This is a genomic window from Paenibacillus sp. CFBP13512, assembly GCF_005233705.1.
GTDB lineage: Bacteria > Bacillota > Bacilli > Paenibacillales > Paenibacillaceae > Saccharibacillus > Saccharibacillus nuruki.
On record NZ_QGAD01000005.1, the window covers coordinates 269312 to 284898 of the forward strand.

Here is a 15587-nt window from a genome sequence, read left to right on the forward strand (position 1 = left end):
TGAATGTTTAAAATGTGGAAATCAATGTTGGTATTGTTACTGATCAGTTCATTAGTATTAGCTGCTTGTGGAAATAAAGAAGAAGCAGGCGTGACCACAACTTCAGATGGTAAACGTGTATTGAAAGTATGGGGAATGGGTGGAGAAGATAATGCCATTTCGACACTGATCCCTGCTTTTGAAAAAAAATATCCAGACATTAAAGTAGAAACTCAGTTTATTCCATGGGATAACGCTCATGATAAATTGCTAACTGCGGTCGCTTCCAAAAAAGGACCGGATGTTATCCAAATGGGTACCACATGGATTCCAGAATTTGCTGAAGCCGGAGCATTGCTTGATCTGACTCCATACACAGAAGAATTTCCTAATCTCAAACCAGAGAACTTTTTCAAAGGTGCTCAAGAAACCATGACGGTTAACGATCAGTTAGTCGGTATTCCATGGTACTTGGAGACTCGCGTACTGTTCTATCGTACAGATTTGTTGAAACAAGTAGGTTATAACGAAGCTCCGAAGAGTTGGGCTGAACTAAAAGATGCAGCGACCAAATTAACAGATAAAAGCAAAGGGAGATACGGTATTTTGTTAGATACTCAGGATGCAGCATTCACCTTGCCTTATGCTTGGGAAAATGGCAGTGAAGTCATCAGTAGTGATAACAAAGCACAGTTCAATCAACCTGCTTATATCGAAACGATTGAGTATTTGACTAGCTTCTTTAAAGAAGGATTAACACCTAACGAGAGCGATATCAAATTATTGCCTTCATTTGGTCAAGGCTTAATTCCAATGTTCGTGAGTGGTCCGTGGTCTGCGAATCAGATCAAAACAGATCTACCTGATCTGAAATCAGATCAATGGGCAACAGCTGTAATTCCTCCAAAAGAAGAAGGTGGCAAAAGCGCTTCTATTTTAGGTGGATCTAACTGGAGTGTATTCAGCAGTGCAGCCAACAAAGATGATGCTGCTAAATTTATTGCTTTCATGAGTGATCCTGAAACACAAGTTGCTAAGTATAAACATGATCAGGATCTACCTGCCAACATGAAAGCTTGGGATAACGAAGTCTTTAACAATAAACCTATTGTTCAAACATTCCGTGACCAACTCGATACAGCACGCCCATCTCCATTTGTGAAATCATGGGAATCGATCGGTGATCTGATCAAAGCTGCTCTACAACAAATTACGATTGGTGGAGCAGATATCAAAGAGCAGATGGAAGAAGTGAATACAGGGGCAGATAGTCTACTCGCTGAATAAGCACTTGCCAAAACTATATTTAAAATATCTACATTAGCTATTGTTCTCATCCGATTCCAGCTTAGATGAAATGATCTACGGTGAATCTGGATGAGATCGATAGTACACCAGAACGTCAAAACTTCTGTGAAGGAGGGAATCCAATATGCAAAACGCTTTGCAAAAATTAAACAAATATAAATATCCGTATTTGTTTATTGCACCCACGCTAATTATTTTGTTTTTGTTTTCATTTATTCCTATCTTTATCGCTATTTTCATCAGTTTTACAAACATGAACTTATCGGGATTGGCTGACTTCTCGAATATCAAATTTAATGGATTTGATAACTTTGTTCGATTGTTCTCGGATGCAACATTCCAGAAGTCGATGTTCAATACTCTTATTTTTGTAGTCGTTGGTGTTCCTTCAGTTGTTCTTATTTCGATGGCCATTGCGATTTTGATTAATCAGGGTACCAGTTGGCTTTTCAAATCTTTCCGAGTGATTTACTACATGCCTTCAATTACAAATATCGTAGCTGTAGCTGTAATCTGGGGATATTTGTATAACTCTCAATATGGTCTCATTAATCAGATGTTAGGCTTTATCGGGATCGATCCTGTCAGTTGGTTACAAGATCCTGTTATTGCTAAGTTCTCACTGATTATTATGGCAGTGTGGAAAGCGATCGGTCTGAATATGATCATTTTCTTAGCAGCGTTACAAGGAATTCCGCGTACGTACTATGAAGCTGCTCAGATTGATGGAGCAAGCCGTTGGGAACAGTTGACTAAGATTACGGTTCCTTTGCTTAGCTTTGCTACTTTTTTCGTATCGATTACAACACTAATCGGCTGGATTCAATTTTTTGAAGAGCCGCTTGTTATGACCAAAGGTGGTCCAATTAACAGCACGATGTCTATGGCATTATTTATCTACAACACAGGGTTCCAACGCAATAACTTTGGTTATGCAGCAGCAGGTTCTATTGTTCTATTTGCAATCATTATTCTTGTAACAATGATCCAGTTCAAAGTACGTAAAAAAGACAGCGATGTAGAATACTAAGTTCTGTAGTCAGCTTAATAAACAGAACAAAGTATGAAGGGAGGTTCCAAAATGGATATTCAAGTCAAACCGGTCTACAAAACGATAGTGATTACGCTACTACTTCTTGGGAGTATAGCGATGTGTATCCCTTTTGTATGGATGATTCTTGCATCCTTCAAACCAGAAAGTGAAGTTGTAGCCTTAACACCGAAGTTCTGGCCACAACAAGCTACGCTTGAGAACTATGTACGTCTATTTACAGAGATGAGATTTGCGACCTATTTGTGGAACACATTAGTTATCGTATTTTTCTCCTTTATTGGTTTATTTTTAAATGCGGCAGCAGGGTATGCATTTGCTAAGTTCGAATTCCCGGGTCGTAATGTTCTCTACTATCTTGTATTAGGAACAATGATGATTCCTTCTCAAGTTACAATGATTCCAGTCTATCTATTGCTGAATCAGATGAACCTAACGAATACAATGGCAGGTATTGTTTTGCCAGGTATGGTTAATGCGTTTGGTATTTTCTTATTCCGTCAATTTATGACAACCATTCCGGCTGACTTGATCGAAGCAGCACGATTGGATGGAGCCAGTGAATTACGTACATTCTTCCAATTGGTAATTCCGATTGCGAAGCCAATCTTTGCAGTACAAGGGATCTTAACCTTTATCGGCGGATGGAACAGTTTCTTGTGGCCGTTGATTATTGCTAATGATGAAAATCTATACACATTATCAGTTGGATTATCATTATTGAAAGGTCAATATGGTGGTGACTTTGCTATTCAGATGGCAGGTGCTTCATTCATGGTTGTACCGATCGTTATTCTGTTTATCTTTATGCAGCGTCATATTATCGAAGGATACACCATTTCAGGTATGAAGTAATTTCATACCTGAATCATAATTACAATGCTGTAGCAGCACAAGAGACAATTCGTTCTACGAGAACGTATTTTGGATAGAAGAATACAAGTTTACTTTTTGGAGGGATATTGAATGTCAACAATAAAAAATCAAACACAACAAACAGGACTTTTCCAAAATGAATATGGTTATTTTACAGAAAATGGTCGTGAATATGTAATTACCAATCCACGTACACCACGTCCGTGGAGCAATATTATTAGTAATGGCGATTACTCCTTTATGGTATCGCAAGCAGGTGGCGGTTGCTCATGGCGTGGTAATGCAGGGCAGAACCGAATCACTCGTCTTTTCCAAGATGTTATTAAAGATTCATGGGGTAAATTTATTTATCTACGTGATCGTAACTCAGGTAAGTTCTGGTCAGCAGGCTGGAAACCCGTTATGGCAGAATATGAATTCTACGAAGTACGTCATGGTATTGGTTATAGCGTATTTACACAACAAGTGGATGGCATTCGCAGTGAGTTAACCGTATTTGTAGCTCCTGATGCACCACTTGAAATTATGCAGCTCAAAGTAACTAATAACAGCACAACAGCGCGTGAACTGGATGCAACAACTTATTTTGAATGGGCTCCAGGTTTTGCGCCAGATGAGCATCGTGAATTCCACAAAATCTTTATGAACTCTGAATATAAACAAGACCTGAACGCGATTCAGCTTGAAAAATACTTATGGAGCTTCCCGGATGAAAAAGGACGCAGTAACAATGTAAGCTGGCCTTATACAGCGTTCCATGCAGCAAGTGAAACCCCTTCTTCTTTTGATGCAGACAAAGAATCATTTGTAGGTATGTATGGAGAAGAATCTCGTCCACAAGCAATGATTGATAAAGAATTAGCAGGTAACAGTGGACGCTTTGGTGATGCTACAGCTTCTTTACGTGTAGCGATTAACTTAGAAGCAGGCGCTTCACATACCGTTGTATTTACAATTGGTGCAGCAGAGCAAGAAAAAGAAGATGCAGATGCATTGATCCAAAAATATACAACCGTAGAAGCAGCAGAACGTACACTTCAAGATGTACATGCATTCTGGAGTGAACTCATTGATGTTGAAGAAATTCACACTCCTGATCCAGCGATGAATATTATGACTAATGTATGGTTGAAGTATCAATCTATCTCTTGTCGTCTATGGGGTAAAACAGCCTATTATCAAACAAGTGCAGGATATGGTTACCGTGACCAATTGCAAGATTCTCAGATTTTCTTAACAAGCAAGCCAGAACTGATGCGTAAACAAATTCTTATGCATGCTTCTCAACAATTCCAAGAAGGTGATGTACTTCACTGGTGGTTCACGATTCGTGGCGGCGGTCCTCGTACACGTTGTTCAGATGACTTGTTATGGCTTCCGTTCATCATGGATGCGTATCTGAAAGAAACACAGGACTACGATATCTTAGATGAAGTTACTCCTTTCCTTGATGGTGGAGAAGCAACAGTATATGAGCATTGTAAATTAGCGATTGAGAAAACATTCTTACGCTTTAGCCCGCGTGGTGTTCCGTTAATGGGTGAACATGACTGGAATGATGGTCTAAGTGCGATTGGTTATGAGTGGAGAGGTGAAAGCTTCTGGGTAGGTGAGTTCTTATACCTTATCCTAGGTAACTTTGCACCAGTATCAGCCAAACGTGGCGATCAAGTCTTTGCAGATAAAATGGTTGAAGTACAAGGTAGCTTAAAAGCAGCATTGAACAAATATGGTTGGGATGGCGAGTGGTATCTACAAGCGACCAACGATGATGGTTTAAAAGTAGGATCGAAAGAAAATGAAGAAGGTCAAATCTTCTTGAATCCACAGATGTGGGCTGTTATCTCTGGCGTAGCTGATCAAGAGCGTGGACAACAAGCAATGGATAGCGTAAGTAAACATTTACTACGTGATCATGGTGCTTTGCTATTGTACCCTGCTTATACTAAAGTTCGTCGTGATATCGGTTATATTACTCGCTATGCTCCAGGCTTACGTGAAAACGGAGGTGTCTATACGCATGCAGCTACTTGGGCAGTATGGGCGTATACACTGATTGGTCAACCAGAGAAAGCGTATGAAGCGTATAGCAAAATCTGTCCACCTAACCGTTCTGATGATCCTAATGGTTATGTAGGCGAGCCGTATGTAACACCAGGTAACTCGGATGGTCCAATCTCACCTAACTATGGTCGTGGAGGCTGGACATGGTATACCGGTTCTTCGCAGTGGTTACAACGTATGGCAACGAACTGGATTCTAGGCGTACGTGCTGAGAATGAAGGTCTATTGGTAGATCCAAGTATTCCGAAAGACTGGAAAGAGTTCACGTATCGTCGTGCTTTCCGTGGAGCTACGTATAATCTGCATGTAGATAATGCAGCAGGGGTAGCTCGTGGTATTAAAGAAATCAAAGTCGACGGTAAAGTAATCGAAGGCAATATCTTGCCAGATTTCCGTGATGGTAAAGAACACGAAGTTAAAGTGATTATGGGTTAATATGTTCTATCGATCTTGTCTGAATAGATCAAAGCATATGTAAGCATGAAATCATAAACAAATTATAAATAGCTCTGTCTGTTCGTGATACTGACTTGATCTGAAGTCGTATATTCGGACAGACAGAGCTTTTCTCTATATCAGCAATCTCGTTTTTTGAAAATAAATTATAGATGCATAAAAGATGCACAAAATATTTTACGAATAATGATCTGAAATGTTAAAGTGAATTACAAATAACCCTATCAAATTTCATTCATCCAATGTAAACATGAAGAAGTGAATGTAAGAGGAGAGATACGATGAGTTGGCATATCAAAACGTTTGATGAATTAACATCTTTAGAAATGTATCGCATTTTGCAAGAACGAACAGCTATTTTTGTGGTTGAACAGAACTGCCCTTATCAAGAAGTAGATGGTAAAGATATCGCCAGCTATCATCTTTACAAAGAAGAAGAGGGTCAGATTGTTGCGTATTCAAGACTTCTTCCTTCCGGTGTAGCCTATCCAGAAGCTTCGATCGGTCGAGTGATTGTAAAGCGTGAATATCGTGGAAAAGGATTAGCGCAAGAGCTATTCCGTAAAAGTATCGAATTTATTCAGCATGAATTGAAAGAAGACAAAATTAAAATTCAAGCTCAGCATTACTTAGAGAAATTTTATAGCAGTTATGGATTTGAACCGATCTCAGAAATGTATCTAGAAGACGATATTCCTCATATCGATATGATGCGTATCACAACATCGTAATCGCAAATGATCTCAAAAGTGAACAAAAAAAGGAGGATGTGTGAAGTAGTGGTGACACTTTTTTGCATGTCCTTTTTGCTACGAAATCAATCTCAGGAAGATTTGGGTAAAAATAGTAAGCATTTAAATTGGAAATTCATACCTATGTATTGTAGAATGGGAAGAGTAAAGAGTAATTTAGTACGAATGAGGGGGCATGCACTGCTCAGTATTCAACTAGAATGTGCAGAATGATATATACAAAATGCGATATGTCTATTCTCAAAATCTCTGTTTTCCTGTATTTGGATTAAAAATAGCCGTAAAAGGGCTAAAAAACCTGAATAACTCTTTATGTGCAGCGTGAGAAAACGTTTTCTTGAAAAAAAGACGTTTTACTCGTTCATAGTCTAATTCTAGGCTATTTTGTGATCAATCATATAGAGGTATAATTAAATATGTTGCAATTCCGTCACAAATATATTCACAAAAAATTCAAGACGGAGGGAATCCTCGATGACAATCGACGAATCAAACCAACCATGGCTGTGGGAATCGTATTACGGACCCAATTTGGGGTATGTACAAGAACAATATGAACTGTACAAACAAGATCCGAATTCTGTAGATGAAGGATACCGTGAACTTTTTGAACGTTATGGAGAGCCTGTTGCTCCTGTTACCGTATCATCTGGTCAAACAGTGGTAAGTAGTAGTACAGAAACACCAGCTAAAGTAGACACTAATTTGCTTAAGAAAGCGGTTGCAGCCGAACGTTTAGTATGGAATATCCGTACATACGGGCATCTGGCAGCGGACATTGATCCGCTTGGACTAAGTACAGCGACTGATGTTCGTTTACTTGATCCAGAGCAATACGGACTGGGACAACGTGACCTTGCACAATTACCAGCATCATTGATCTGGGAAAATGCACCTCCTGAAGCAAAAGACGGATGGGAAGCTATCCAGATGTTGCGTAAGAAGTATACAGGTCCACTGGCTTATGAATTTGCACATGTACATGATGAAAAGGAGCGTAACTGGCTCAACCGTCAAGTTGAAACAGGATCGTCTACACTTTCATTGGATGACGAAGAACGCATTGAATTGTTCAAGCGTCTAGTGGAAGTCGAACAATTTGAAGAATTCTTGCATCGTACATTTATTGGACAAAAGCGCTTCTCAATCGAAGGTAATGATGTCCTTGTACCGATGCTAGATTCAATCGTACGTATTGCTGCACGTAGTGGCGCAAGACATGTCTTAATGGGAATGGCGCATCGTGGTCGTCTAAATGTATTGGCTCATGTTCTTGGTAAGCCATACAGCAAGATTTTCTCCGAGTTCCATCATTCACCAAATAAAGATACAATGCCTTCTGAAGGCTCGATGGGTGTTACTTTTGGCTGGACAGGTGATGTGAAGTACCATTTAGGTGCACATCGTTCTGTTACCCCAGAAGGACAAAGCTTTGAAACTCGTCTGACACTGGCAAACAATCCAAGTCACTTGGAATATGTTAACCCGGTGGTTGAAGGATTTACTCGTGCTGCACAGGATGATCGTACAGACAAAGGTTATCCTCGCCAAGATCCTGACAAAGCAGCAGCTATCATCATGCATGGTGATGCCGCATTCGCAGGTGAAGGTATTGTCGCAGAGACGCTTAACTTTAATCAGCTAACAGGTTATCAAAATGGCGGTACTATTCATATTATTGTTAATAACCGTCTAGGCTTCACAACAGACAGTGGAGATTCACGTTCGACTCATTATGCAAGTGACCTTGCTAAAGGATATGAGATTCCAATTATCCATGTGAACGCAGATGATCCAGAAGCTTGTCTACGTGCTGTAGCTATGGCGACTGAATATCGTAATTTATTTAAAAAAGATTTCTTGATTGATCTGATTGGCTACCGTCGTTATGGTCATAATGAAACAGATGATCCTGAAACGACTCAACCCATTATGTATGGCAAAGTGAAAAATCATCTTCGTGTAGCTTCACTATATGGTAACAAATTGGCGAAGCAAGGTGTTGTGGATGAAAAACGTTATGAGCAGTTCAAAGCTGAAATCCAAGATCATCTAAAATCGATCTACGAAGAAGTGAAAACAGATCATACTGAAGATTCCAATGCACCTCTAAATCGTCTGGAAGCAGATAGCAAAACACCTGAAGCTTCTACTGGAGTTCCTGCTAATCTACTCAACACGATCAACGAGGGATTGCTGAAATGGCCAGAAAACTTCAATGTGTATCCTAAACTACAGCGTATTCTGGAACGTCGTGCAACTGCACTTAGTCCAGAAGGCAAAGTTGATTGGGGACATGCAGAAACACTGGCATTTGCTTCAATCTTAGCAGATGGTAAGCCTATTCGGATTACTGGACAAGATGTAGAACGTGCGACATTTGCTCATCGTAATCTGGTATTGCATGATGCACAGACAGGTGAACCTTTCTGTCCGTTACATCGTTTGCCAGAAGCGAAAGCATCATTCGCTATTCATAACAGTCCATTGTCTGAAGCTTCAGTACTTGGATTTGAATATGGATACAATGTGTATGCACCGGAAACATTAGTAATCTGGGAAGCACAATACGGCGATTTCACTAATGCAGCGCAAGTTATTATTGACCAGTTTATCTCAGCTGGACGTAGTAAATGGACACAAAAATCCAGTCTTGTGATGTTGTTGCCACATGGTCATGAAGGTATGGGACCTGAGCATTCTAGTGCTCGTCCAGAACGCTTCTTGCAATTGGCAGCCGAAGATAACTTTACTGTAGCTAACCTGACTTCTGCGTCACAATACTTCCATCTACTTCGCCGTCAGGCACGTAGTACTCAGGAAGAAAATGTACGTCCATTAGTCGTGATGGCACCGAAAAGTCTAATTCGTAATCCGCGTGTTGCTTCATCACCTGCGGAATTTAGTGAAGGAACGTTCCAACCGATTTTGCAACAAAAAGGTCTGGGCGACAAAAAGAATGCTGTACAACGTGTGATCCTTTGTACGGGTAAAGTAGCGATCGATCTCGAAGAGGCTTTGGATAAAAACAAAGAAGAAGACTACTCTTGGTTACATGTGATTCGTGTAGAACAACTGTATCCATTCCCTAAAGAAGAAATCAATGCTGTTCTAGCAGAGTTTACGAACTTGCAAGAAATTATCTGGTTACAAGAAGAACCGCAAAACATGGGATACTGGAGATATACCGATGCACGCTTGCGCGATTTGGCACAAGAAGGTGTAGCGGTAAGTTATATCGGTCGTCCAGAACGTTCTAGCCCGGCTAGTGGTTATCAACATATTCACGCCATCGAACAACAGCGTATACTAGGATTAGCACTCAAACAAAATTCTTTACAGAACAACATATCCCTGGGAGGTAGTCGGCTGTGAGTGAAATTAAAGTACCCGAAATGGGCGAGTCTATAACCGAAGGAACGGTATCAAAATGGGTTGTGAAAGAAGGAGACACTGTCAGTCAAGGAGATGTACTGCTTGAGCTTGAGACAGATAAAGTCAACTTGGAGATCAGTGCCGAAGAAGATGGAGTTGTAGAGTCTATCACCAAGCAAGAAGGTGAAACAGTACAAGTCGGTGAATCTGTAGGTGTGATCGGTGCTGGAAGTGGAAGTAGCAAACCTGCTGCATCTGAATCCAAACCAGCTCCAGAATCCAAGCCTGAAAGTAAATCAGATGATGTCGTTACAATTAACTACCCAGCAAAAGGTGCTGAGCCTGCTGCTGAAAAAGCAACTGATAAATCGACAAATGCTGTAACAAGCAAACCAGATAATGGGGATGCTATCGGTACACCGGCTGCTCGCAAGTTAGCTCGTGAGCGTGGTATTGATCTAGGATCGGTACAAAGCAACGATCCGATCGGCAGAGTCAATCCAGACGATGTACGCAAACATGGTGACAAACCAGCACCAGCGAAATCTGAAGCTGCACCTGCTAAAAAACCTGTTGAGAACAATCCAGCTAAACCGGCAGATCGTCAACCGATGTCACGTCGTCGTCGCACGATTGCGAATCGTCTAGTTGAAGCTCAGCATAATGCTGCAATGTTAACAACATTTAATGAAGTAGACATGACAGCGATCTTGGATGTTCGTAAACGCCGTAAAGATGCGTTTAAAGAGAAATATGATGTAGGTCTAGGATTTATGTCTTTCTTCACCAAAGCAGTTGTAGGGGCACTTAAAAAGTTCCCTATGGTCAATGCTGAGATTGATGGCGATGATGTTATTGTGAAGAAATTCTATGATATCGGTATTGCGGTATCTGCTAAAGAAGGTCTTGTGGTTCCTGTTGTTCGTGATGCAGACCGTCTAGGTTTTGCACAAATCGAAAAAGAAATCGCAACGTTAGCTTCTAAAGCACGTTCAAACACATTAGGATTGTCTGAGCTTCAAGGAGGTACATTTACAATCACCAACGGTGGTGTATTTGGTTCCTTGCTTTCAACGCCAATCTTGAATGCACCGCAAGTAGCGATTCTGGGTATGCACAAAATCCAGCTTCGTCCGGTAGCAATTGATGCAGAACGTATGGAAAATCGTCCGATGATGTATATCGCATTGTCATACGATCACCGTATTATTGACGGTAGCGAAGCAGTAAGCTTCCTCGTTAAAGTCAAAGAATTGCTTGAAGATCCAGAAACATTGTTGATCGAAGGCTAATTTATTATCAAAAAAGGAACTTCCAGATCGTTGGAAGTTCCTTTTTTATATTTTATTTGTTTATGGATGAAGAATTGATCGGATTATTAGAATCAAGTGTTAGCGAATATATTGAGATTACATAATATTTTAAATGGAAAAAGTAATATCGTATTAATCTAACTCTATCCTATGTCATTCTTTTCATTCGATAATGTTATTCAATATGTATGCTTTTGGGTATATTGATTACAGGCTGAAAATAGATGCTTTTTTTCTGAAACTAAAGTACGTCAGTCATTGTTTGATTCAATCGAAATTACATCTTTCTTAAGTAGAAAATGTGTCAATCGATGAACTCAATATATGTAAGTACATAGACAGAATAAGTGGCAATAACGTTTTAGGAATGAATAGGGAGAGATGATAATGGAAAAGGGAGCCAGTCAAAAGGCATTTTTACGTAAAATTATTTTGATATCTACATTGGGTGGATTGCTATTTGGTTATGATACAGGGGTAATCAACGGGGCTTTACCATTTATGTCAGCGGCACTCGGGCTGAACTCGTTTACAGAAGGATTAGTCGCTAGTATTCTACTGTTTGGTGCAGCATTCGGAGCTATCGCAGGCGGACGGCTTTCTGATTACTTGGGACGTAAGCAAAATATTATCTATCTAGCAGTTTTGTTTTTCGTCGCTACCGTCGGTTCAACCCTTGCTCCTAACGTTACCGTTATGGTCATTTGTCGCTTCTTATTGGGACTTGCTGTAGGTGGTGCTTCGGTAACCGTACCTTCGTATCTAGCAGAAATGTCTCCCGCAAACAAACGTGGCGGTATTGTTACCCGTAATGAACTAATGATTGTGAGTGGTCAATTGCTTGCCTTTATCTTTAATGCCATTCTAGGGATAACGATGGGTGATAATACCCATGTATGGCGCTATATGTTAGCGATCGCTTCTATTCCAGCAATCTTCTTATTTTTTGGAATGTTACGTGTGCCTGAAAGTCCACGTTGGTTAGTGGCAAAAGGTAAAAATGAACGTGCATTAAAAGCGCTTCGCAAAATTCGTACAGAAGAACAAGCAAAAATAGAAGTAGAAGAAATCAAAGCTTCATTTGATGCAGAAGAAAGTACAGAAAAAGCAGGCTTTAAAGATCTTGCTGTACCTTGGATACGCCGTCTGATGTTTATTGGATTAGGTATCGCAGTCGTTCAGCAGATTACGGGTGTTAATTCGATTATTTATTATGGTACTGAGATTCTTAAAGATTCAGGTTTTGAAACTAAAGCAGCTTTGATTAGTAATATTGCGAACGGTGTAATCTCGGTAGCCGCAACATTTTTGGGAATGTGGTTGCTAGGTAAAGTAGGTCGTCGTCCTATGCTTAGAACAGGTCTGATCGGTACAACATGTGTATTATTACTGATTGCAATTTTCTCAGCAGTATTGGAAGGTTCACCTGCATTGCCTTATGTAATCTTATCCTTAACTGTTACCTTCCTTGCTTTCCAACAAGGAGCGATTTCTCCGGTAACCTGGTTAATGTTATCTGAGATTTTCCCGTTACAATTACGTGGGTTCGGAATGGGTGTGACCGTATTCTGTTTGTGGATTGTTAACTTCTTAGTTGGATTAACATTCCCTATATTGATGGCAGGTATTGGACTATCTGCAACATTCTATTTGTTCGCAGCTTTAGGCTTACTGGCGATTACATTTGTACAAAAATATTTACCAGAAACCAAAGGCTTTACATTAGAAGAATTGGAAGAGAAGTTCCGCAATTATGGTAAAAAAAAACCTAAAAAAGCTAAAGTGAAACCTGCACCAGCCAAGTAAAAAATTGCAGATTAATAGTAAATCATTGAATAGATCATTATATAAATACTGAAGCGACTTCTAAGGTTCTGATAATCCTTATGAAGTCGCTTTTACTTTATTTTTTCGGTATGATTACCATACGTATACTTACAAAATACATAACTATCAAGTAGGAGGATAGATAGTGTTTACCTCTAAACCTGTGCATAAGCTTTCATCTGCGAGCAAAAGAGTACGATTTTATTACAGTGTAGCTATTATAATAACTATTGCACTTGGATTAGCATCACGAATATATGCGTCTACGTTACCTGATATTCTATCCGATCATGCAGGAGATGTGCTATGGGCAATAATGATTTATATAGGAATACGTATCATATGGGTACATAGAAGTCTGTTATTTGCTGCAATATTAAGTTTGTTATTTTGTTATCTAATTGAATGTAGTCAGCTATATCAAGCCATATGGATTAACGACATACGTCATACTATGCTTGGCGGATTGGTATTAGGCAAAGGATTTTTGTGGATTGATCTGGTTCGATATACATTCGGTATACTGCTCGCTATAGGACTTGATGATATGATGTTGAAATTAAGGAGGGTCAGATGATGAATAAAGAGGATATCACCCAACAACTTTTACATGAATTAGAAGGAGAGAAAGAAAGCTTTATATTGCACTTACGAGTAGATCTCGACTGGGATCATGTACATTTGGTAAAAGTATTCAAATTGATGGTAAAGTATATCCAGCAATTAGAACCGACAGCACCTTTGGAACGGCATATAGCAAGTGGATTTTGGTTCTTCACGAATTTTGTCAAAGATTGGTCGTCACATGACAATTTCCGCTCTCGCAATGCTTATCCAGAATTGTATTATCAGGGTATGTATGAATTGATCTTTTTGCTGACAGATTGGTATTTTTCAGGTGAATGTCCATTTGTAGAACCAGAAGCGTTTGAACAAGAATGGAATCGTCTAACTTTACTATTAAAAGAAGAAACACAGTAAACCAAATAGCGTAACATCTCAAGGTAGTAATCGCCAAGATGATACGCTATTTTTTTAGCATGAATCACTCTATGCTATATGACAATACTAGATAGAAGGTGGGGAATATATACCTTTTACTTAGCCGCGGATTGAATATGTTCCCATAGTACGCTATTCACATATTGGCTTTCACCCGTCACATCTTCACCGAACCAATCGGGCTTTTGGAAATGTTCTACATCTGCTTCTTCTGCAAATTCTATTTCGATGGTTATAAGATCCTTTTGTACCGTATTATGATAAATATCTAGATCAAAATGATAGTCATTCCACTTCACTTTTTTACGTGTTTTGATTAAAGGTGTTACCTCTAACTTACCTATTAGCTGTTCATAAATACCAGCACCAATATCAAATTCTGTTTCTTCACGTACTAGTCCTTTGCCTGCTTTATGGGTCATCGTGAATTGCTCTTGACCATTAATGACTAATTTGCGTACTCGCAACGTCTCGGATTCACTGGTAGCCAAATAGGTCTGATGAATTTCTTGTGTCTCTACAATATCCAAATCTGTAGGATAAGTATGTAATACGTATTTTTTTTCAATTTCTTTACCCATCATAAATCCTCCTGAGAATCGATTTTCTCTATTTTAACATATTGCAAAAGGTTTATTTACATAGTGATTGGTTATACCTATAATGATAGGGACATTTGCGGAAATAGGAAAGAAATATGTAATGGAGGTGAAAGTAATGAAGTTAGCAGAAGCATTAATAGTACGATCTGATGTGCAGAAAAGAATAGAACAGATGAAAGTACGTCTGAGCCGAAGCGCTAAAGTACAAGAAGGTGAAAAGCCACCTGAGCGCCCCAATGAATTGCTAAAAGAAATGGGTCATTTGTTAACCGAATTAAATGTACTGATCAAACGAATTAATCGTACCAATGCACAAGTGATCTTTGAAAATGACACGACATTAGCTGATGCATTAGCCGATCGAGATACGCTTGGGTTACGTCGCAATATACTGAATGATCTGATGCATACAGCCAGTATCAAGCAAGATCGTTATACCAAGTCAGAAGTCCGTTTTCTAGCGACCGTAAATATTGGAACCTTGCAAGAAGAGATGGATCATCTGGCCAAAACGTATCGTGAACTGGATACTCGTATTCAAGAACTGAATTGGAAAACCGATTTGATTGATTAAAGATCATACTGTACACACTTACAAGTTGGTAATCTATTATCTATAAGGCGAGCATACAAACCGCCAACTGGTTTAAGTTGGACCGTTGGGTAGAAATGAGGGGCAATTTCTGAAGGTTCGAGTCCTTTAATGATAAATTAGCCTTGTATTGTTACATGAGTACAACTCACCTATTATTGTTACTACCACATGCTGATTATAGATATAGACGAGGGCGGGTTCGGGGATTTGTAAGATCTGTTTACATAATAATTGAGCGGTAATACAATCAACTCAAAAATGACTCTATGATATACAGGGTCATGTTTTGAGTTGATTATTCTTTTATCCATTGATCAGAAAAGTTAAAATTAGAGATTTCTTCCCACTTCGTGTACAATAAACAAGAGACTGAGAATGATTATCATA

Annotated in this window: 12 protein-coding genes; 11 read left to right on the plus strand and 1 reads right to left on the minus strand. The window is 39.4% G+C overall.

Annotation, left to right across the window (positions count from 1 at the left end; genetic code table 11):
- Positions 1-3 precede the first annotated feature (3 nt).
- From PaeCFBP13512_RS09955 to PaeCFBP13512_RS10000, 10 genes are all read left to right on the plus strand, one after another.
- On the plus strand, positions 4-1266 hold the full coding sequence (locus PaeCFBP13512_RS09955; protein WP_069325865.1) for a sugar ABC transporter substrate-binding protein: 1263 nt from the start codon (positions 4-6) through the stop codon (positions 1264-1266).
- A gap of 145 nt (positions 1267-1411) precedes the next feature.
- Positions 1412-2317: a carbohydrate ABC transporter permease gene (locus tag PaeCFBP13512_RS09960; protein ID WP_069325866.1), complete on the plus strand. Its 906-nt coding sequence runs from the start codon at positions 1412-1414 to the stop codon at positions 2315-2317.
- Positions 2318-2368: 51 nt separating this feature from the next.
- Entirely contained in the window at positions 2369-3193 is an 825-nt protein-coding gene (locus PaeCFBP13512_RS09965; protein ID WP_069325867.1) for a carbohydrate ABC transporter permease, read from the plus strand.
- Positions 3194-3304: 111 nt separating this feature from the next.
- The gene (locus PaeCFBP13512_RS09970; protein ID WP_137222793.1) at positions 3305-5713 is read left to right on the plus strand and encodes a GH36-type glycosyl hydrolase domain-containing protein; all 2409 of its coding nucleotides are present in this window, start codon (positions 3305-3307) and stop codon (positions 5711-5713) included.
- Between the two features lie 302 nt (positions 5714-6015).
- Positions 6016-6465, plus strand: a complete 450-nt coding sequence (locus tag PaeCFBP13512_RS09975; RefSeq protein ID WP_137222795.1) for a GNAT family N-acetyltransferase — start codon at positions 6016-6018, stop codon at positions 6463-6465.
- Positions 6466-6960: 495 nt separating this feature from the next.
- Entirely contained in the window at positions 6961-9861 is a 2901-nt protein-coding gene (locus PaeCFBP13512_RS09980) for a 2-oxoglutarate dehydrogenase E1 component (protein WP_069325870.1), read from the plus strand.
- Entirely contained in the window at positions 9858-11153 is a 1296-nt protein-coding gene (gene odhB / locus PaeCFBP13512_RS09985) for a 2-oxoglutarate dehydrogenase complex dihydrolipoyllysine-residue succinyltransferase (RefSeq protein ID WP_137222797.1), read from the plus strand. The genes PaeCFBP13512_RS09980 and odhB overlap by 4 nt, the downstream gene beginning before the upstream one ends.
- A gap of 408 nt (positions 11154-11561) precedes the next feature.
- Positions 11562-12980 (plus strand): sugar porter family MFS transporter, encoded by a 1419-nt coding sequence (locus PaeCFBP13512_RS09990; RefSeq protein ID WP_069325872.1) that lies wholly within the window; start codon positions 11562-11564, stop codon positions 12978-12980.
- Between the two features lie 166 nt (positions 12981-13146).
- Positions 13147-13578, plus strand: coding sequence for a ribosomal maturation YjgA family protein (locus tag PaeCFBP13512_RS09995; RefSeq protein ID WP_241669340.1), 432 nt, complete (start codon positions 13147-13149; stop codon positions 13576-13578).
- A complete protein-coding gene (locus PaeCFBP13512_RS10000; RefSeq protein ID WP_137222801.1) occupies positions 13578-13982 on the plus strand; it encodes a hypothetical protein in 405 nt (134 codons plus the stop codon). Before PaeCFBP13512_RS09995 ends, PaeCFBP13512_RS10000 begins: the two co-directional genes overlap by 1 nt.
- Before the next feature lie 116 nt (positions 13983-14098).
- Here PaeCFBP13512_RS10000 and PaeCFBP13512_RS10005 read toward each other — a convergent pair whose 3' ends face one another.
- Positions 14099-14584: a CYTH domain-containing protein gene (locus PaeCFBP13512_RS10005; RefSeq protein WP_161594248.1), complete on the minus strand. Its 486-nt coding sequence runs from the start codon at positions 14582-14584 to the stop codon at positions 14099-14101.
- A gap of 136 nt (positions 14585-14720) precedes the next feature.
- Between PaeCFBP13512_RS10005 and PaeCFBP13512_RS10010 the strand changes: the two genes are divergently transcribed.
- A complete protein-coding gene (locus tag PaeCFBP13512_RS10010; protein ID WP_137222805.1) occupies positions 14721-15179 on the plus strand; it encodes a DIP1984 family protein in 459 nt (152 codons plus the stop codon).
- Positions 15180-15587 lie beyond the last annotated feature (408 nt).

What these genes read in the sequence shown, in the direction of transcription:
- PaeCFBP13512_RS09955 (WP_069325865.1), top strand. Translation starts at nt 4, where the DNA reads ATGTTTAAAATGTGGAAATCAATGTTGGTATTGTTACTGATCAGTTCA.
- PaeCFBP13512_RS09960 (WP_069325866.1), top strand. Translation starts at nt 1,412, where the DNA reads ATGCAAAACGCTTTGCAAAAATTAAACAAATATAAATATCCGTATTTG.
- PaeCFBP13512_RS09965 (WP_069325867.1), top strand. Translation starts at nt 2,369, where the DNA reads ATGGATATTCAAGTCAAACCGGTCTACAAAACGATAGTGATTACGCTA.
- PaeCFBP13512_RS09970 (WP_137222793.1), top strand. Translation starts at nt 3,305, where the DNA reads ATGTCAACAATAAAAAATCAAACACAACAAACAGGACTTTTCCAAAAT.
- PaeCFBP13512_RS09975 (WP_137222795.1), top strand. Translation starts at nt 6,016, where the DNA reads ATGAGTTGGCATATCAAAACGTTTGATGAATTAACATCTTTAGAAATG.
- PaeCFBP13512_RS09980 (WP_069325870.1), top strand. Translation starts at nt 6,961, where the DNA reads ATGACAATCGACGAATCAAACCAACCATGGCTGTGGGAATCGTATTAC.
- PaeCFBP13512_RS09990 (WP_069325872.1), top strand. Translation starts at nt 11,562, where the DNA reads ATGGAAAAGGGAGCCAGTCAAAAGGCATTTTTACGTAAAATTATTTTG.
- PaeCFBP13512_RS10000 (WP_137222801.1), top strand. Translation starts at nt 13,578, where the DNA reads ATGAATAAAGAGGATATCACCCAACAACTTTTACATGAATTAGAAGGA.
- PaeCFBP13512_RS10005 (WP_161594248.1), bottom strand. Translation starts at nt 14,584, where the DNA reads ATGGGTAAAGAAATTGAAAAAAAATACGTATTACATACTTATCCTACA.
- PaeCFBP13512_RS10010 (WP_137222805.1), top strand. Translation starts at nt 14,721, where the DNA reads ATGAAGTTAGCAGAAGCATTAATAGTACGATCTGATGTGCAGAAAAGA.